The 18,850-nt window shown below is 69.7% G+C and carries 17 protein-coding genes and 1 riboswitch; of the genes, 7 read left to right on the top strand and 10 right to left on the bottom strand.

All coding sequences use genetic code 11. From position 1 onward, the window contains the following. Both ON39_RS01965 and ON39_RS01960 read right to left on the bottom strand, forming a co-directional pair. Window positions 1–1,025, bottom strand: a 1,025-nt coding sequence (locus ON39_RS01965) for an AfsR/SARP family transcriptional regulator (RefSeq protein WP_040730115.1), incomplete at its 3' end; no start/stop codon positions are given. 234 nt (window positions 1,026–1,259) lie between these two features. After that, window positions 1,260–1,499 (bottom strand): hypothetical protein, encoded by a 240-nt coding sequence (locus ON39_RS01960; protein WP_040730114.1) that lies wholly within the window; start codon window positions 1,497–1,499, stop codon window positions 1,260–1,262. 289 nt (window positions 1,500–1,788) lie between these two features. Between ON39_RS01960 and ON39_RS01955 the strand changes: the two genes are divergently transcribed. Both ON39_RS01955 and ON39_RS01950 read left to right on the top strand, forming a co-directional pair. Next, window positions 1,789–2,976, top strand: a complete 1,188-nt coding sequence (locus ON39_RS01955; protein ID WP_051186208.1) for a serine hydrolase domain-containing protein — start codon at window positions 1,789–1,791, stop codon at window positions 2,974–2,976. A gap of 67 nt (window positions 2,977–3,043) precedes the next feature. Continuing rightward, complete coding sequence (locus tag ON39_RS01950; protein ID WP_040730112.1) at window positions 3,044–4,564, top strand: alpha/beta fold hydrolase; 1,521 nt, start codon at window positions 3,044–3,046, stop codon at window positions 4,562–4,564. A gap of 40 nt (window positions 4,565–4,604) precedes the next feature. Here the strand turns inward: ON39_RS01950 and ON39_RS01945 are convergent, their stop codons facing one another. The 5 genes from ON39_RS01945 to ON39_RS01925 all read right to left on the bottom strand — a co-directional run bounded on the left by ON39_RS01945 (window position 4,605) and on the right by ON39_RS01925 (window position 9,904). Then, on the bottom strand, window positions 4,605–5,249 hold the full coding sequence (locus ON39_RS01945) for a response regulator (protein ID WP_040730111.1): 645 nt from the start codon (window positions 5,247–5,249) through the stop codon (window positions 4,605–4,607). Then, entirely contained in the window at window positions 5,237–6,493 is a 1,257-nt protein-coding gene (locus ON39_RS01940; RefSeq protein ID WP_051186206.1) for a sensor histidine kinase, read from the bottom strand. Before ON39_RS01940 ends, ON39_RS01945 begins: the two co-directional genes overlap by 13 nt. A gap of 123 nt (window positions 6,494–6,616) precedes the next feature. Beyond that, window positions 6,617–8,413 carry an MDR family MFS transporter gene (locus tag ON39_RS01935; protein ID WP_040730109.1) on the bottom strand — a complete coding sequence of 599 codons (1,797 nt, stop codon included), beginning with the start codon at window positions 8,411–8,413 and terminating at the stop codon, window positions 6,617–6,619. Window positions 8,414–8,486: 73 nt separating this feature from the next. Continuing rightward, entirely contained in the window at window positions 8,487–8,993 is a 507-nt protein-coding gene (locus ON39_RS01930) for a MarR family winged helix-turn-helix transcriptional regulator (RefSeq protein WP_040730106.1), read from the bottom strand. 89 nt (window positions 8,994–9,082) lie between these two features. Beyond that, window positions 9,083–9,904 carry a crotonase/enoyl-CoA hydratase family protein gene (locus tag ON39_RS01925; RefSeq protein WP_040730104.1) on the bottom strand — a complete coding sequence of 274 codons (822 nt, stop codon included), beginning with the start codon at window positions 9,902–9,904 and terminating at the stop codon, window positions 9,083–9,085. 404 nt (window positions 9,905–10,308) lie between these two features. On the opposite strand from ON39_RS01925, the gene ON39_RS01920 reads away from it, so the two are divergent. From ON39_RS01920 to ON39_RS01910, 3 genes are all read left to right on the top strand, one after another. Next, window positions 10,309–10,629 carry a 2-oxo-4-hydroxy-4-carboxy-5-ureidoimidazoline decarboxylase gene (locus ON39_RS01920; RefSeq protein ID WP_040730102.1) on the top strand — a complete coding sequence of 107 codons (321 nt, stop codon included), beginning with the start codon at window positions 10,309–10,311 and terminating at the stop codon, window positions 10,627–10,629. 53 nt (window positions 10,630–10,682) lie between these two features. After that, window positions 10,683–11,159, top strand: coding sequence for a YbaK/EbsC family protein (locus tag ON39_RS01915; RefSeq protein ID WP_040730099.1), 477 nt, complete (start codon window positions 10,683–10,685; stop codon window positions 11,157–11,159). A gap of 135 nt (window positions 11,160–11,294) precedes the next feature. After that, the gene (locus ON39_RS01910; protein ID WP_040730096.1) at window positions 11,295–11,846 is read left to right on the top strand and encodes a flavin reductase family protein; all 552 of its coding nucleotides are present in this window, start codon (window positions 11,295–11,297) and stop codon (window positions 11,844–11,846) included. A gap of 8 nt (window positions 11,847–11,854) precedes the next feature. Here the strand turns inward: ON39_RS01910 and ON39_RS01905 are convergent, their stop codons facing one another. From ON39_RS01905 to ON39_RS01895, 3 genes are all read right to left on the bottom strand, one after another. Continuing rightward, entirely contained in the window at window positions 11,855–12,148 is a 294-nt protein-coding gene (locus ON39_RS01905) for a helix-turn-helix domain-containing protein (RefSeq protein WP_040730093.1), read from the bottom strand. Then, window positions 12,141–12,497: a type II toxin-antitoxin system RelE/ParE family toxin gene (locus ON39_RS01900; protein WP_040730091.1), complete on the bottom strand. Its 357-nt coding sequence runs from the start codon at window positions 12,495–12,497 to the stop codon at window positions 12,141–12,143. Before ON39_RS01900 ends, ON39_RS01905 begins: the two co-directional genes overlap by 8 nt. Before the next feature lie 61 nt (window positions 12,498–12,558). Further along, window positions 12,559–13,878, bottom strand: a complete 1,320-nt coding sequence (locus ON39_RS01895) for an aminotransferase class V-fold PLP-dependent enzyme (RefSeq protein ID WP_040730089.1) — start codon at window positions 13,876–13,878, stop codon at window positions 12,559–12,561. A 47-nt stretch (window positions 13,879–13,925) separates the two neighbouring features. Next, window positions 13,926–14,039: riboswitch (SAM riboswitch) on the bottom strand. Window positions 14,040–14,150: 111 nt separating this feature from the next. Here ON39_RS01895 and ON39_RS01890 point away from each other — a divergent pair. Together ON39_RS01890 and ON39_RS01885 are read left to right on the top strand one after the other, a co-directional pair. Then, window positions 14,151–14,789, top strand: a complete 639-nt coding sequence (locus ON39_RS01890) for a LysE family translocator (protein ID WP_040730086.1) — start codon at window positions 14,151–14,153, stop codon at window positions 14,787–14,789. A gap of 339 nt (window positions 14,790–15,128) precedes the next feature. Then, on the top strand, window positions 15,129–18,850 hold a 3,722-nt coding region (locus tag ON39_RS01885), incomplete at its 3' end, for a Pls/PosA family non-ribosomal peptide synthetase (RefSeq protein ID WP_040730084.1).

Here is an 18,850-nt window from a genome sequence, read left to right as displayed (position 1 = left end):
TGGCCGTCCGGGAACCGGTCCCGGACGCGATGACCGATGTGCACCGCCAGCGCGCTCTTGCCGATCCCGCCCATGCCCTCGATCACGCACACCGGCACGGCGGAAACTGCTGTGCGGGTGAGCCATTCGCTGATCCGGCGGACCGTGTCGGCCCGGCCGGTGAAGTCGGCGACGTCGGCGGGCAACTGGGCGACCCGGTCCATCGTGCGCCGTGGCCGCGCTGTGCCCGCCTCGTCGCCGTTATCCCGTTGCGGCGCGGGCAGATCCGCCCGCAGCATCCGCTGGTGCAGCTCCGCGAGCTGCTGCCCCGGTTCGATGCCGAGCCGCTCGATGAGCACTTTGCGGGTGTCGGCGTACACCGCGAGCGCCTCGGCCTGTCTGCCCGCGTGGTACAGCGCGGTCATCAGCAGCCCGCGCAGCTGCTCACGCATCGGGTGCTCGCCGCACAGCTGCGTCAGCTCGGCGATCACCTCCGGGTAGCGGCCGAGACGCAGATCCAGCTCGATTCGCTGCTCCAGCAACGAGACTCGGCGCTCGATCAGCTGCGTGCGCTGCCGGTCCGCGTAGGGGCCGGGCAGCCCCGCCAGCGGCGTCCCCGACCACAGCCGCAGCGCCGCGTCGAGACGCTCGCGGACCAGCTCGATCGAGTGCGCCGATTCCGCGCCGATCCGCTCCGGCTGGATCTCCCCCAGCATGTCCTCGAGCACCTCCACGTCGACCACGCCGGGCGGCAGGCGCAGCGCGTAGCCGCCGCCGAACCCGACGAGCACCGTGGCGGGCGTGCCGGACACTCGGTCGGGCTCGAGCACCCGGCGCAGGTGCAGGATGTGGTTGCGCAGCGCGCCGATCGCGCTCGGCGTCGGATGCTCGCCCCACACGCCGTCGATGAGCTCCGGCACCGTCGCCGAACGTCCGCTGCGCAGCAACAGGGCTGCCAGTAGGGCGCGGCGCTGTTTGGAGCCGAGATCGAGCTCCTGCTCGTCCCGCCACGCACGCACCTCGCCCAGTACAGCGAACTTCAGCATTCGGTCCTCTCTCCGACCGTCGAACCTCGACCATGAACGTAGACAATCGTCCGACGTCTCCGACGACCCCGCCCCGCCGAGTCACCGATGAGCCACCGCGGGTCCGGCGTCATAGTTCAGACATCCAACCAATGGCGTCGTGAGATTTTCGTGACGATTCGCTGATCCCGGCGCTGGTATAGACGCGAAAAGGGACACCCGGCGACGCCGGATGTCCCTTGCGAGAGGCGAAGATCAGTAGTAGATGTACAGATCCCAGCCATCGTACGTTTGCTCGCACTCCCAGTAGGAGCCACCGGTGCTCGGGGAGCTTCCGTCGGCCGCGCACGCCGCGTAGGTCGCGTAGCTTCCGGCGTAGTAACCGGTGTAGGCCGCCTGATACTGCGGTGTCGCGGTGGCCGTGGCGGCCGTCGACACCCCGGCGACGGCCGCGACGGTCAACAGGCCTGCGGCGACAAAGGTCTTGATACGCATTGCTTTTACTCCTGAGCAAGGGGTTTTCTTACCTGTACGACGGTATGGAGAACGCGGCCGGATAACAGCCACCCCTAGGGCTGGCGCCGCGGCACCTAGGGCGATTCGGCACACCACCTTGGTTGCCGTGCGCCTCCGATGGTGGTGCTAGCACCACCCTCCGAGGCCAGCGGGCCGTACCCGGTATTCGGGTGCGAGCGGCATGGGCGAGACCCCCCTCGATTCCTAGGCTCGAAGAGGTCGGGAAAGCACCGTGCCGTCCGGCTCGAACAGGAGGAATTCACTGCTCATGAACCCATTTCGGCGCAACACCGGAAAGGCGGCCCTCGCGGCCGTAGTGGTCGGCGCGGTCCTCGCCGCGTCCGCGTGCGGCGGTGAGACATCCGAGACGAAGCCGGCCGACGCGGCGAAGACGCCGCCGGCCGCCGTCGCCACCGCCATGGACGACGTGGTGCGCGCCGGATTCCCCGGCGTGCAGGTCGCGACCGACGGGCCGGGCGGCCATCGCACCTACACCGCGGGCGTCGGCGACCTGAACACCCGTGCGCCGTTCCCGGACGACGGCCGGGTCCGGATCGGCAGCAACACAAAGACTTTCGTCGCGACGGTGATCATGCAACTCGTCGCCGAGGGCAAGGTCGAGCTGGACGCGCCGATCGAGCGCTACCTGCCGGGCGTCGTGCAGGGCAACGGCAATGACGGCAACCGGATCACGGTGCGCCAGATGTTGCAGCACACCAGCGGCGTGCCGGACTATCTCGGCCGGGGAACGGGCTCGGGCGTGGACGCGAAGGACGGTCAGATCGTCGCCGACGAGGAGTCCCTGCGGTGGCAGCACTTCGAGATGGCCGAGCTGGTCCGCCGGGCGATGACGATGCCGCCGAACTTCGAACCCGGCGCGAAGGCGGTGTACACCAACACCAACTACGTGCTGGCCGGCCTGCTGATCGAGCGGGTGACCGGCAACCCGGTCGCCGACGAGATCACGCATCGCATCATCGAGCCACTCGGCCTGCGCGACACCTACGTGCCCGCCGCGCGCGAAACATCCATCCGCGGTTCGCATCCCCGCGGCTACCACGTGCTCGACGGCAAGTCGATCGACTACACCGATTTCGACCCGTCCTGGGGCTCCACCGCGGGCGACATGGTCGCCACCCCCACCGACCTGAACCACTTCCTGACCGCGCTGCTGGCCGGAAAGCTGGTGCCGCAGGCGCAGTTGGCCGAGATGAAGCGCACCGTGCCGTTCGACCGCATGCCGGGCGCCGACTACGGCCTGGCGCTCATCCACCGGACCACGTCGTGCGGCAAAGAGGTGTGGGGCCACGGCGGCAGCATCCCCGGTTTCGAGACCCGCAACGGCGTGACCGCCGAGGGCACCGCGGTGACCGTCACCGTCAACCAGCTGCCCACCAGCGACGAGAGCGACGAGGCGGTCAACCGGCTGCTCGACACCGCCCTGTGCGCCTCGTGACCGATCCATCCACCCAGTACTTCCGCGCCGAGAAGGCCTGCGGCCGAACGACTTCCGAGGAGAAACAGTGAAACGCACGAAGGGCCTGACGGCGGCCTTGACCGCCGTCACCGGCTTGGTGGCCTGCGCGGGCCTGATCGGCTGCGCCGGACCCGAGGCCGAGGCGAAGCCGGAGACCGCGGTACCGGACCGCTTCTACAGCCAGCAGCTGGACTGGAAGGCGTGCGGAGACCCGAAACTGGACGAGGCGGGCGCGCAGTGCGCCGACGTCACGGTGCCGCTGAACTACGCCGAGCCGGAGGGAGCCACCCTCACGGTGGCGATCTCGCGGATCGCCGCAACCGATCCCGCGCGCAAGCACGGCGTCATGCTGTCCAACCCCGGCGGCCCCGGCGGCGCGGGTCTGGACTTCATGGTCGACGTCGGCAAGGCGATGACCCCTGATGTGCGGGCGAGCTACGACCTCATCGGCATGGACCCGCGCGGCATCGGGCGTTCCTCCCGCATCCAGTGCCACTGGCCGGTCGGCATGGGGCTGCGGAGTGCGGGCGTCGACGCGGCGGCGTTCGCGGAATCCGCTGCGGCCCAGGCTGATCTGGCCGCGCGCTGCGCTACGGAGGAGGCGGCTCGACTGCCCTACATCACCACCCGCAACACCGCGCGGGACATGGACGTGATCCGCGGCATCTTCGGCGTCGACCGGATCAGCTACTACGGCACCTCCTACGGCACCTACCTCGGTGCGGTCTACACCCAGATGTTCCCCGACCGCAGCGACCGGATCGTCCTCGACAGCGCGGCCGACCCGGACAACTACGGCACCGTCGGCATGATGCAGGCGATGGGCCCGGCCAACGAGGCCGCGCTCGACCTGTGGGCGGACTGGGTCGCGGCGCGCGACGGCGAGTATCACTTCGGCACCGACCGCGCCCAGGTGCGCGGCGCCGTGCAGGACCTGATCCGGCAGGCCGCGGACAAGCCGATTCGCTTGGGCGAGTACGAGGTCGACGATCACTGGCTGCCGCTGGTGCTGTTCGTCGGGCTGGACAGCCCGCAGCAGTACGGGATGCTGGCCGGCCAGATCCGCACACTCGCCGACGCCGCCGCGGGCAAGCCCGTCGAGCTGGACGAGACCCTGAACGCCACGCTCGGGTACGCGTTGAAGGCGCGGCCTGAGGACAACTCGCCGCAGATGGCCGTCCTGTGCGGCGACGTCGCCGCGCCGCGCGATCCGGCCTTCTACCTGCGCAACGTCGAGGCCGCCCGGGCCACCCAGCCGGTGTTCGGCCCGTTCAGCAACAACATCACGCCGTGCGCGTTTTGGGCCCCGCCCGCCGAACCCGCCACGCAGGTGCGCAATTCGGTGCCGGCTCTGATCGTGCAGTCCACCGGTGACACGCGAACGGCCTACGACGGCGCGGTCGCGCTGCATCGTGACATGAGCGCCTCCCGCCTTGTCACCCTGAAGGATGTCCCGATCCACTGGATCTTCGGACGCTACGAGAACGCCTGCGCCTATTCGGCGGTGAACACCTACTTCCGCGACGGCACGCTGCCGGCGGAGGACGTCACCTGCCGGGCGGACTGACGCCGGGTCGAAGCCCTGAACCCTTTATGGGTTCAGGGCTTCACGCGTTCAGGTAGGTCAGCACGGCGAGCACGCGACGGTGCCCGACGTCCTCGGCGGACAGCCCGAGTTTGGCGAAGATGCTCCGAATGTGTTTGTGCACAGCGCCTTCGCTGACCACCAGTCGCTCGGCGATGGTGCCGTTGTTGTGGCCCTCCGCCATCAGCGCGAGCACCTCGCGCTCGCGGGCGGTCAGCGCCGCGAGCGGGTCGTCGGCCTTGCGCCGCACCAGCAGCTGCGAGATCACCTCCGGGTCCATGGCGGTGCCGCCCGCGGCGACGCGGCGCAGCGAGTCGAGGAAGCGATCCACCTTGCCCACCCGCTCCTTGAGCAGATAGCCGACGCCGCCCGCGCCGTCGCCGAGCAGCTCGGCGGCGTAGCTGTCCTCCACCCAGGACGACAGCACCAGCACCGGCAGGCCGGGGTGCAGTTCGCGGGCGCGGACGGCGGCGCGCAGGCCGTCGTCGGTGAAGGTCGGCGGCAGCCGGATGTCGACGACCACCGCGTCCGGGCGGTCGGCGGCCACGGCGGCCAGGAAATCGTCGGCGTTGTCCACGGCGGCGACCACCTCGATGCCCGCGGTGCTCAGCAACAACACCAGACCCTCCCGCAGGAGGGCGTCGTCCTCGGCGATCATGACCCGCACGGCAGCTCCACCCGCAACACAGTAGGGCCACCGGGCGGACTGGTCAGCACCATGCGCCCGTCGAGCGCCTCGGCCCGGCGCCGGATGCCGGCCAGGCCGCCGCCGTAGGTCTCCACCGCGCTGCCTGCGCCGTCGTCGCGGATCTCGATCCGCAGCAGCTCGGGCGGTCCGCCCATGGTCACCGAGAGATGTTCGGCGCCAGAGTGTTTGGTGGCATTGGTGAGGGCCTCGGTGATGACGAAGTACGCCGCGGCCTCCACTGCGGCAGGCCGCCTGCCCACCTCGCTCGACTCGAGCACACACGGGATCGGGCTGCGCGCCGCGAGCGCCGAGATCGCGCTCGCCAGCCCGCGGTCCGAGAGCACCGGCGGGTACACATTGCGCACCACGTCACGCAGCTCGGCCAGCGCGGCCGTCGCGGTGTCCTGGGCCTTGCGCACCAGGCCCTGCGCGGCCTCCGGATCCTGTTCGCGCAGCTGATCGGCGAGGCCGAGCTGCATGATCACCGCCGCGATCCTGGCCTGCGCGCCGTCGTGCAGATCGCGCTCGATCCGGCGCAGCTCCGCGCCGTGCGCGTCCAGCGCGGCGGCCCTGGTCGCGGTCAGCGCGGCGACCCGGTCGGCGAGCACGATGCCCTCGGCCGGGCCGAGGAGGGCGCGGGCCAGCAGCGCCTGCCAGTGCGCCACGACCGGAAGTTGCAGGATGAGGAACCCGAGCGGGAACGCGATCACGAAACTCAGCACGGCCCGCGGCCACGAGTCGACCTCGAAGCCGAAACTGGTCAGCTCCCCCGGCGGCACGTGCTGCCAGATCGCGGGCGTCACCAGCTGCAAGATCATGCTCAGGGGCAGCGCGACGGCGAAGGCCGCCGCGTAGATTCCGGTCAGCGCGTGCGCGACCAGCCAGCCGACGTCACGGCGATTGGCCGGATCGGCGAAGACCGTGGTCACCCGCTGCCGCAGACCACCGGCGATGGGTTGATAGGCCTCGATGATCGGCTCGCCCAATCGCCGTGCCGCCCTTCGCCGTTCGAACGACACCAGCGGCCGGACCAGCCGCATCGCCTCGGGCAGCGCGGGGATTCCCACGCCGATCAGGCAGAACGCGCCGACCACCAGCAAGCCGATCACCGCGAACAGCGCGAGCACCGACGTGACGCCGCCGACCACCAGGTAGCCGATGGCGCCCGGCAGGCGCAGCACTCTCTCGCGCGCGGTGCGCAGGACCTCGTTCACCCTGGTCATGCTGCCAGAGCGGCCACTGCCCGGCGGTCGCCACCGCGCCCGAGTCCCTCATCGACCCGGGCGCGGTGGGACCGGAGTCGGCTCACGGTGGAGCCGACTCCGTTCCCACCGGGCCGATTCGGCTCACGCCGAGCCGGTGCCGTCCGTCGCTCTGCCCGCGCCGCCGTCGCGGCTCGGCGGGCTCACCGCCTCGCCACCGCCGAGCAGCAACCCGGCCTGATCCAGCACCCGGCCGTCGGCGTCGGCCGAGTCCGACTTCGCGGCGGCGGCATCGGCATTGGCCGCCTGGATGCCGCCGACCATGCGCAGCGGCACCTCCCGCCAGAACAGCACCAGGATCAGCGCGAGCAGCGCGACACCGGTCGCCGACAGGAACACCATCGACATGGACTCCGCGAAACCGACCTTGAACGGACGGGCCAGCGCCGGGCTCAGCTGCTGGATGATCGAGCTGTCCTTCAGCACGTTGCCCGCGGCCGAAGTGTCCTGCGCCAGCAGGCCTTTCGCCAGGGCCGCGTCGGCGGGGTTGCTGCTCTTGGCGCCCTCGACCACCGCGTGCTGGAACTGCGGATCGGCCGCCGCGCCGCGCATCTCGTCGGAGATGTTCGGGGTCAGCTGGGCGAACAGGATGGAAAGGAACACCGCGACGCCCAGCGTGCCGCCGATCTGCCGGAAGAAGGTCGCGGCCGCGGTGGACACGCCCATGTCCTTGGGCGGCAACGCGTTCTGCAACGCGAGGGTCAACGGCTGCATCAGGTTGCCGAGGCCGAAGCCGGTGCACGCCATGAAGATCATCGCCAGCCACAGCGGGCTGTCGGCGGTCAGGTAGTGCAGCAGGAACAGGCCGAGCGTCAGCATGGTCGCGCCGATGATGGTGAAGCTGCGGTAGCGCCCGGTCCGCGAGATCAGCTGGCCGGACACCACCGAGCCGGTCATCAGGCCGAGCACCATCGGCAGCATCTGCAAACCGGCCAGCGTCGGGCTGGCCCCGCGCACCACCTGCAGGTACTGCGGCAGCAGCGAGATGCCGCCGAACATGCCCGCGCCGACCACGAACGAGATCACCACGCCGAGAGAGAAGGTCCGGTTCTTGAAGATGCGCAGCGGGATCAGCGCCGCGTCGCGCAGCGCCTTCTCGATCAGCACGAAGCCGATGATGCCGACCACGCCGATCACGTAGCAGACGATGGAACGTCCACTGCCCCAACCCCATTCACGCCCCTGCTCGGCCACGATGAGCAGCGGGACGAGGCCGACCGCCAGGACGAGCACGCCCCACCAGTCCACCCGGTCGGTGGAGTGCGGCCGCTTCGGCAGCTTCAGCACCTTGTACACGACCGCGAGCGCGATCAGGCCGATCGGCACGTTCACCAGGAACACCCAGCGCCAGCCGCTCACCCCGAGGATGGTGTCCTGCCCGGCCAGCACGCCGCCGAGCACCGGGCCGATCACGCTGGACGTGCCGAACACGGCCAGGAAGTAGCCCTGATACTTCGCGCGCTCGCGCGGCCCGACGATATCGCCGAGGATGGTCAGCGCCAGCGACATCAGCCCGCCCGCGCCGATGCCCTGCACGGCGCGGAAGGCCGCGAGCTGATACATCGACTGGGCCATGGTGCACAGCAGCGAGCCGACGATGAAGATGGCGATCGCGAGCATGAAGAACTGCTTGCGGCCGAACATGTCGGACAACTTGCCGTACAGCGGCGTGGCCAGCGTCGCGGTGATCAGGTAGGCGGTGGTCGCCCACGCCTGCAGCGAGTAGCCGTTGAGGTCGTCCGCGATGGTACGGATCGCGGTGGACACGATCGTCTGGTCCAGTGCTGCGAGCAGCATCCCGAGCATCAATCCGCTCAGGATCACCAGGATCTGGCGATGGGTGAAGGCGGGAGGCGCCTCCACTTTCTCGGCTGTAGTCACGACTGCGCCTCGCTGACGCTCGGCTCCGTCGTGCCAACGGCGGCTGTGTTTTCGGTTCGCTCGCTTCGCTCACTCACGTGTCGTTCTCCGTCCCGGTAAAGGTCTGATCCCAATTGCGGCGCATCGCGGCGATCATCTCGGGTCTGGTTCGCTCGAAGTCATCGACGAACTGCCGGAGCAGCTCGGCGAAGTGTGCCCGGGATTGCGGCGTCCAATCGGCCATCACCCGGGTCAGGTTCTCGTTGCGCCGTTTGCGAACGTCCTCGGCGACCGTCCGGCCACGCTCGGTGACGACGAGCACGGTGGCCCGGCCGTCCGCCGGGTCGGCCTGTCGCTCGACCAACTGCTTGCCGACCAGCTGGGCCACCTGACGGCTGACCGTCGAGGCGTCCGAGTGCAACGCCTCGGCCAGCGTGCCCGACCGCATCGGCCCGTCACAGCACAGCCGGAGCAGAGCGCCGTACGCGGCCGGATCCAGTCCGTCCTTGGTCCACGTGCCGATCTGGGCCGCGGTGCGGTCACGAATCCGCTGCAAACGGGTGAGCTGCATCGCGATCGTGTCGACCGTTTGCTCGTCCAAACCCTAAACCTTTGCTTGCATCAATCAATTAGTTGCGCGATGCAAGTATGCAGACGAGACTTCTACTGGGGCAAGTGATTTACCGAGCTTTACCTGCCCTTGAACTCCGGCGCCCGCTTCTCGAACACCGCCTGGATCGCCTCGGTGAGGTCCTCCGACGGCAGGAACGCGGAGTTCCACGCCGACACGTAGCGCAGCCCGGCGGCCACCTGGTCCTTGGTCCGCTGATCCAAAACGTCCTTCGCACCCTGCACCACCAGCGGCGGGTTCGCGGCGATCTCGCGCGCCGTGGCGTGCGCCGCGTCCAGGGCCGCCGCCTGATCCGCGAACACGTCGTTCACCAGGCCGATCTTCTCCGCGCGCGCCGCGTCGATGTCCTTGCCGGTATAGGCGAGCTCGCGCAACTGCCCCTCGCCGATGATGCCGGGCAGCCGCTGCAGCGAGCCGATGTCGGCGACGATGGCGACCTTCGCCTCGCGCAGGCTGAACTTCGCGTCCGCGCTGGCGTAGCGGATGTCCACGGCGGCGATCAGGTCCAGCCCGCCGCCGATGCACCAGCCGGAGACCGCGGCGATCACCGGCTTGCGGCAGTCCGCCACCGCGGTCACCGCCGCCTGCATCCTGCGCAGCTCGACCAGGAACTCGGTGCGCGGCGCGGCGAACGCCCGATCCGCCAGCAGCGGGCCGAACGTGCCGCTCATCGCCGGCAGATCGAGGCCGTAGGAGAAGTGCTTGCCCGAGCCGGTCAGCACGATCGCGCGCACCTGCGGGTCGGCGTCTAGCGCCTGGAAGATCTCCGGCAGCTCACGCCAGAAATCAGGCCCCATCGCATTGCCCTTGCCCGGACCGGTCAGCGTCACCTGCGCGACGTTGTCCTTCGTTTCTACGGTGAAAGCCTGCCAATCAGTCATTTGTACAGCGTATCGAGGAGGTGGAGCGCGTACGCCCGGCATCCCGGAATGGTGCACGGCCGTGCCCTCTTGACTGAGGGCACACATCCGACGCCCTACGCTGTCGCAAACGCGCCCACTACAGCGCGAGTTCTGCGAGCGCCGTTCGTGGCCCGTCTCGCGTCCGAGCGGTCGAAGCGCACGCGACGAAGTCGCAAGTCTCGACCGCTCGGACGCGAGACATCCGGGGGCCACGAACACGCCGCGGCCACGCGGCCGAAAACACTGTTAAACCTGCGCAAAATCGGTGCGGCGCACTAGTTCCCGACCCGAGGGTTGACGGATCATCTGAGTGGGTCAGCAAACCTCATTTCTCGATTCGGAGGCCAGCATGCTGATGCATCAAGGAAGATTCGGAGGCCAGCATGCTGATGCATCAAGGAATCGGCCTCGCGCGGTTCAACGAAATCTCCCGTGCCCGTGCGATACACGCGCTCTTCGCCTGCTGCTGCAACGTCACCTGGGCCGCCCAGCTCGCCGACGCCAGGCCGTATGCGAACGCGGACGCGCTGCTGGACAAGGCGGACGTCGAACTGCTCGCGTTGTCGCGGGGAGATCTGGAGCGGGCGCTGGAAGCGGTTGCGCACGAACGGGTCTCGAACGGTGACGCGACCGAGCTCGCGCGGATCACGCGGGCGCGGATCGCGCGGATGCTCGGGCCCAGCGAGGGCTATCCGGAATACTGACGCATTCGCCGAGTAGCCCGGCGCACCACCCGCAATCGCTCTACTCTGGTGGCATGCGCAGGTCGACATTGCCACCGATCGCCTGCCGAGTCGCGGACACCCTCATCGCCCGAGGCCATCACGGTGTCATCGTGACCCAGCCGGCACCAACACCCACTGTCGCCGATGCCGCCCGAACGCTCGGCGTGGAGGTGGGGGCCATCACCTCGTCGCTGGTGTTCCTGCTGGACGATGATCCGGTACTGCTGCTGGTCTCCGGCGTGCACGAGGTGGACCTCGAGTCCACCGGGAAACGCCTGGAGGGGACGCTGACCCCGGCCCCCGTCGAGATGGTGCGCGAGGTGACCGGGCAGCCGATCGGCGGCGTCGCCCCCGTCGGCCACCCGACCAACCTGCCCACCTGGGTGGACACCGCGCTCTCCGATCACCGGGAGGTGTGGGCCTCGGGCGGTCATCCGAACACGGTGTTCCGCACCTCTTTTCAGGAGTTGATCCGGATCACCGCGGGTCTCCCGATCGACGTCGTCTGAGTCGTTCGCCACGGCGTCCGAGTCCCGCGTTCGCTGCTACCGCGGTAATACGCTCCGACCTTGCGGTCGCCGACACCACCGCCGCCGGACCGACTGCTCGGCGGGTGGCGACAGCGCCCGGCGTAGTTTGGACGGGTGACCGAAGCAGAACGGCCCGCCGCGGATTTCCAGGTCCCCGATGATCTGAGCGGGATCACCGCCGAGCAGTTTCGCGCCTCGATGCGCCACTACCCAGCCGGCGTCACCGTCGTCACCCTGAACTCGCCGGGCGGCCCGATCGGCTTCACCGCCACCTCGTTCGCGTCCCTGTCCCTGGCGCCCCCGCTCGTCTCCTTCAATATCGCGCACACCTCGTCCAGCCTCACCGCCCTGCTCGCCGCCGAGTCCGTCGTCATCCACTTCCTCGGCGAACACCAGCACGACCTGGCCCAGCGCTTCGCCCGCTCCGCCAAGGACCGCTTCACCGACCGCTCCCTCTGGACCACCCTCGACACCGGCGAACCCGTCCTGCACGGCACCCCCATCTGGCTCCGCGCCACCATCCACCAACTAATCCCCCTCGGCGACCACACCCTCGTCGTCGGCCTGGTAACCCGAGTCCACGACAACACCAACGAATCCCCCACCGCCGCCCCCCTCCTCTACTACGACGGCCGCTACCACCGCCCCACCAAACTCGGCGACTGAGAAAACGTTCACGCCACCCTAGGGCGAACCTCCACGACCAGATCAGCGTCGAGCGCGTGCGCGAGTCGTTCGAGGACAGGAAGACTGGGAACGGTGCCACCGGCTTCGAACCTAGCGACTGCGGATTGCGTCATCCCGGCTACGTCGGCCAGGTTTGTTTGGCTCCACCCGCGCTCCTCGCGCATCTGCCGAATCGTCCGGCCGAGTTCGTAGGCCAAGCGCGTGGCCTCGTAGGCTTCCGCAGCTCCAGGCTCTTTCATCCGACGGCCCTTGATCTCCGCCCAGTCGCCGCGCTCAGCCATTGCTCTCATCCTCCTCGGCGGTGTGCCTCTCCGCTATGCAGCGGTTGAGCGCCCGCCGCGCTCTCTCGATCTGCGACCGCTCCCGCATTCGCGTCTTGGCGAACACTGTGAGCATCACGATTCGGCGTCCAGGAGCGATCCAATACGTCAGCCGGATCGCGGAACCGTCGAGGTAGAACCGTAATTCTCGGAGCTTACCGTCCAGCTGTCGGGTATACGGCTCACCTAGCAGCGGCCCTTTGTCGGCCAAAAGGTCGATATAGAACGCTGCGTTGGCGAACATGCCCGACGGAAGGTCTTCCAGCCAGGCACGCACCTCTGGTTCTAGTTCTATGATACCCCATCCCATAGCGTTGATGCTATATAGCAACGACCTATCAGCGTGGCGCTTTTAGAACTAGCGGGCAGTGCTAGTCGATGAGGCAGGGGGCGGCGCCGGTGGGGGTTTGGGAGGTGAAGGGGCGGGTTTCGGGGGTGGGGTTCCAGAGGTTCTGGGTGGTGGAGTAGTTCCAGGCGGGGCCGTCGTGGACGAGGGTGGCGACGGCCTGGATGAGGCGGTCGACGTGGGCGGCGGTGGTGCCTAGGCCGATGCTGGCGCGGAGGGCGCCGTCGAGGTCGAGGCGGGCGAGCAGCGGGTGGGCGCAGAAGCGGCCGTCGCGCACGCCGATGCCGTGTTCGGCGGAGAGGTAGGCGGCGACGTGGCCGGGGACGAAACCGTCCAGGGTGAAGGCGACGATGCCGACGGTGTCGGGGGCGTCGGTCCAGATGCGCAGCAGGTTGACGCCGGGGATGGCGGCGAGACCGTCGCGCAGCCGGTCGGCGAGGCGGTGTTCATGAGCGGCGAGCGTGTCGGCGTCGATCTCACAGAGTGCGTCGCAGGCGGCGGCGAGCGCGGCGGCCCCGAGCACGTTCGGCGAACCGCCCTCGTGCCGCTGCGGCGCGGCCGCCCAGTCGACGTCGGCGGTGGTGACCTCGCGGACCGCACCCCCGCCGGCCAGGTACGGCTCGGCGGTGTCGAGCCAGTCGCGGCGACCGACCAGCACGCCGGCGCCGAACGGCGCGTACAGCTTGTGACCGGAGAACGCGAGATAGTCGATGCCCGTGTCGCGCAGGCTGATTCGCCGATGCGGCGCGAGCTGCGCCGCGTCGACGAGGATGCGCGCGCCGCACTGGTGGGCGATGGTGGCCAGACGCTCCAGCGGCAGCACCTCGCCGGTGACGTTGGAGGCGCCGGTCACGGCGAGCAGCGCGGCGGGCTTGCTACACAGCTCGGCGACCAGCCGCCCGATCGTCTCCTCGACGGTGGCCGCCGCCTGCACGACGCGGCGGCCGTGCCTGGTCCACGGCAGGAAGTTGGCGTGATGCTCGATGTCGAGCACCACGGTGTCGCCGGGCACGCAGGACGCGAGCAGGTTCAGCGAGTCGGTGGTGTTGCGGGTGAACACCACCACCTGATCGTCGGCCGCGTCGAGGAAGCGGGTGACCGATCCGCGCGCGGCCTCGTAGCACTCGGTGGAGATCCGCGAGGCGTAGCCCGCGCCGCGGTGCACGCTGGCGTAGAACGGCAGCAACTGCTGGACCCGGTCGGTGACCTGCGCCAACGCGGGCGCGCTCGCGGCGTAGTCGAAGTTGGCGTAGGTGGTCGTCCCGCCCTGGACGAGGGGCACCTGGAGGTCGTCACCGGAGACCCGGGCGAGGGCGGCACAGTTCTGGTCTACCACAGCGGTCATCACGAAAATCCCGTCGACTCGGGGACTCGCTATCAGAGGATTCGTCGAGTCCGCGCTTGCCGCACCCGGTTGGGCTACGGCCCGGTCGTCACCCGGAGCACCCCACCGCGGAGGAGGGTTGCCGACCAGCAAGCCGGGGCTGAACGCTGGTACTCATGACCTGACCCGAGATTGGCAGATGTCCCCCGGCGCTGTCAACCGTCCGGCGACGACGCCGTGTGTCCCCGCCGAAATACGTTGCTTATCCGCCGACTTTGGGTTCACATCGTGGGGTGTCGCTCTCCCTGTTGCTCAGCTTCGTCGGCCTGTGCGTGCTGCTCTCGCTCACACCCGGCCCCGACTCGTTTCTCGTCCTTCGGTTCTCGCTGGTCGACGCGCGACCGGGGATCGCCGCCGCGCTGGGTTCCGCGCTCGGCGGGATCGTGTGGGCGGTGGTGGTCGCCGCGGGCGTCGCCGCGTTGCTGGAGCAGTCGGCGACCGCGTACCGCGCGCTCAAGGTGGTCGGCGGAATCTACCTGGTGTACTTGGGCATTCGCGCGCTGCTCGACCAGCGCAGGGCGGCACGCGAAGCCGACGGCGACCATGAACTCGGGCCCGCGACGGGCGGCACCCGCGCGTCGGTTCGCTCGGCATTCACCGCGGGCGTCGTCTCCTGCATGTTCAACCCGAAGGTCGGCCTGTTCTACCTCGCCGTGCTCCCGCAGTTCCTGACCGAGGTCACTTTCGCCAACACGCTCGCGCTCGGCGCCGTCGAATCGTCCATCGCCGCAGTAGAGATGGTGCTGCTGGCGCTGGCCGCCTCCCGCGCGGTAGCGCTGCTGCGCCGCCCCAAGATCCGGGATCGACTCGAGCAGGCCAGCGCCGCCATCCTGGCCACCCTCGGCATCGGCACCGCCGCCTCCGCGGCCTGAGCTCGCCCCTTTCGAAACGCGCTGAGCTGCAAGATCAGCAGCTCGATGAGCGGAATCACACCGGCACGAACCGGTCACCGCAGCGATCACCCGGCGAACCCACCAGCCGACCCGCCCCACCAGGCATTGCCTCCCCGCATGCGACATAAATGGCCGCGACCTGCAACAACCCCGCCAGCCCTTCGTTGTCCGGCGACCGAGCCGGCGAACAACAAACGCAGGCCGCCGCGAGTACCGTGGACAACTGGTCACCAGGGCGTTTGCCCACTGGTAACCCAGCTATGACACAAACAACCAGGGAAGTGCGAGGCAGGTCGAATGGGAGGTGGGCAGGGCGTCATGCTCCAGCCACAGGTTGACGCGACGGTGAACCCGCTACTGCGGACCGCGCACACGCCACCGGCCCGAACCCTCGTCGACATCCTCACCGCCACCGCGCTCACCCATCCCGACGCACCGGCCATCGACGACGGCCAGGTGGTACTCACCTACCTCGAACTCGTCGTCGAGATCGAGAAGACCATGGCCAGGCTCGCCACGGCGGGCGTGCGGCCGGGCGACCGGGTCGGCGTGCGCATGCCGTCGGGCTCCAAGGAGCTCTACCTGACCATCCTCGCCGTCTTGTCCGCGGGCGCGGCCTACGTGCCGGTCGACGCCGACGACCCGGACGAACGAGCGCACCTCGTCTTCGGCGAGGCCCAGGTCACCGCGATCGTCACGGCGGCGGGCATCGAGACGACGCCCGCGGGCATCCGGACCGCGGCGGAGCGGACCGACGCGAGCACGAGCACCCTGCCGACCCCCGACGACGACGCCTGGATCATCTTCACCTCCGGCTCCACCGGAACTCCGAAAGGCGTTGCGGTGACGCATCGCAACGCCGCGGCCTTCGTGGACGCCGAGGCCCGGCTCTTCCTCCGGGACGCCCCGATCGGGCCGGGCGACCGCGTGCTCGCCGGTCTGTCGGTCGCCTTCGACGCCTCCTGCGAGGAGATGTGGCTGGCCTGGCGCAACGGCGCCTGCCTCGTCCCCGCCCCGCGCGACCTGGTCCGCACCGGCGCGGACCTCGGCCCGTGGCTGGTGCGCCGCGAGATCAGCGTCGTCTCCACCGTGCCGACGCTGGCCGCCACCTGGCCCGCCGAGGCGCTGGACGCGGTGCGGCTGCTGATCTTCGGCGGCGAGGCGGTGCCGCCGGAGCTTGCCGAACGCCTTGCGGGACAAGGCAATCGGGAGGTCTGGAATACCTACGGCCCCACCGAGGCGACGGTGGTCGCCTGCGCCGCGCCCCTCGACGGCGCGTGGCCCATCCGGATCGGGCTGCCGCTCGACGGCTGGGACCTCGTGGTGATCGACGCCGCCGGAAACCCGGTGGCCGAGGGCGAATCCGGCGAGCTGGTGATCGGCGGCGTCGGCCTGGCCCGCTACCTCGACCCCGCGAAGGACGCCGAGAAGTACGCGCCGCTGCCCTCGGTCGGCTGGGACCGCGCCTACCGCAGCGGCGACCTGGTCCGCAACGACAGCGCGGGCCTGGTGTTCCTCGGCCGCGCCGACGACCAGATCAAGCTCGGCGGCCGCCGCATCGAACTCGGCGAGATCGACAACGCGCTACAGCACCTGCCCGGCGTCACCGGCGCCGCCGCCGCGATCCGAACCACCAAGGCGGGCAACAAGGTCCTGGTCGGCTACCTCGCGGGCACCGGCCCCGACTTCGACGCCAAGGCCGCCAGAGCCCAACTCGCCGAACAACTCCCGGCTCCCCTGGTCCCCCGCCTCGCCGTGGTCGACGAACTGCCGACCCGCACCTCGGGCAAGGTGGACCGCAACGCCCTGCCCTGGCCGCTGCCGAACAGCGCCGACGACGACGCCGACAACGATCTCACCGGCACCGCGCAATGGGTTGCCGGACTGTGGGATTCGATCCTCGGCGGCGAGGTGCTCGACCTCGACGCGGACTTCTTCGACCTCGGCGGCGGCTCGCTGGCCGCGGCCCAGCTCGTCACCGCGCTGCGCGAGCGTTATCCCCAGATCACCGTCGCCGACCTCTACGATCACCCTCGGCTCGGCGCGCTGGTCGAGCTGCTCGAGCAGACCACCCCGGCGGTCGCCGTCGAGGAGCGCGTGGTGCGCCCGACGCCGCGGGCCGCGCAGTGGACGCAGGTGCTCGCCACCATTCCGCTCACCACGCTCACCGGCCTGCAGTGGCTCACCTGGCTGGCCATCGTCGGCAATATCGCGGCCTGGTCCGGTTCGCTGCCGTGGCTGCCGCAGCTGTCCTGGTGGTGGACGCTGGTGGCGTTCCTGCTGTTCATCTCGCCGCCGGGCCGCATGGCGATCTGCGTCGCCGGCGCTCGCCTGCTGCTGCGCGGCGTCGAGCCGGGCCGGTATCCGCGCGGCGGCTCGGTGCACCTGCGCCTGTGGGCCGCAGTCCGCCTCTCGGAGGCCAGCGGCGCCGAAAACCTCTCCGGCGCACCGTGGATGGTGCCGTTCGCGCGGGCGCTCGGCGCCAAGGTCGGCAAGGGCGTCGACCTGCACACCCTGCCGCCGGTGACCGGCATGCTCGAACTCGGCGACGGGTGCAGCGTGGAGCCGGAGGTCGATCTGTCCGGCTACTGGATCGACGGCGACGTGGTGCACATCGGCCCGGTGACCGTCGGCGCGGGCGCGGTGGTCGGCTCCCGATCGATCCTGTTGCCCGGCACCAGGATCGGCAAGAACGCCGAGATCGCGCCCGGCTCCTCGGTGTCCGGCAAGGTCAAGTCCGAGCAGGAGTGGGCGGGCTCGCCCGCCGCGAAAATCGGTAAGGCCCAGCACCGTTGGCCCGCTCACACGCCGGATCGCGCGGCGCACTGGGTGGCGATCTTCGGTGTCACCTCCATGGCGCTGGCCGCCGTGCCGGTCCTCGGCCTCGGCGCGGGCGGCCTGTTCATCGCCTGGTTCATCCGCGACACCCGCACGCTCGCGGGTGGTTTGGGTCGCGCCTTCGCGATCCTGCCCGTCGCCACACTGCTCAGCCTGGCGGTCTACGCCGCGATCACCATCCTCGCGGTGCGGCTGCTCAGCTTCCGGCTGCGCGAGGGCTACCACCCGGTGCGCAGCCGGACCGGCTGGCAGGTGTGGTCCACCGAGCGACTGCTGGATTCGGCGCGCACCTTCCTGTTCCCGCTCTACGCCAGCCTGCTCACGCCCATCTGGCTGCGCCTGCTCGGCGCGAAGATCGGCAAGAGCGTCGAGGCGTCGACGGTGCTGCTGCTGCCCAAGTTCACCACGGTCGCCGACGGCGCGTTCCTGGCCGACGACACCATGATCGCCAGCTACGAACTCGGCGGCGGCTGGCTGCGCATCGGCGAGGCGAAGGTCGGCAAGCGCGCGTTCCTCGGCAACTCGGGCATGACCGCGCCCGGCCGGCGGGTGCCGAAAAACGGTCTGGTCGCGGTCCTTTCGGCCGCGCCGTCGAAGTCGAAGCCGGGCTCGTCCTGGCTCGGCAGTCCGCCGGTGCGGTTGCGCCGCGCGGCCGAAAGCTCGGACACCGCGCGAACTTTCGATCCGCCGCCGAAGCTGAAGGTGGCGCGCGGCATCGTGGAGACCTGCCGCCTGGTGCCGGTGCTGGTCACCTTCGCCATCGGGCTCGGGGTGCTGTTCACCCTCGCCTGGCTCGCGCGCACCCTCGGCCATCTGCCCGCCGCGCTGCTCAGCGGCGTGGTGCTGCTGGCGGCGGGCGCGGTCGCCGGGGCGAGTTCGGTGGCCGCGAAGTGGTTGCTGGTCGGCCGGATTCGCGCCGAGGAGCATCCGCTGTGGAGCTCGTTCGTGTGGCGCAACGAGGTGTCGGACACCTTCGTGGAGACCGTCGCCGCGCCGTGGTTCGCGCGCGCCGCCACGGGTACACCCGTGCTGAACGTGTGGCTTCGCGGCCTCGGGGCCACCATCGGCCGCGGGGTATGGTGCGAATCCTATTGGCTACCTGAGGCGGACCTGGTGACACTCGGTGACGGCGCGACCGTGGAACGCGGCTGCGTGGTGCAGACCCATCTCTTCCACGATCGCATCATGGCCATGGACACCGT

Origin of the sequence: Nocardia tenerifensis NBRC 101015 (assembly GCF_000308715.1) — a bacterium.
Taxonomy (GTDB): Bacteria; Actinomycetota; Actinomycetes; order Mycobacteriales; family Mycobacteriaceae; genus Nocardia; species Nocardia tenerifensis.
Note: the sequence above shows the minus strand (reverse complement) of the source record. Positions and strands in the feature narration are given on the sequence as shown.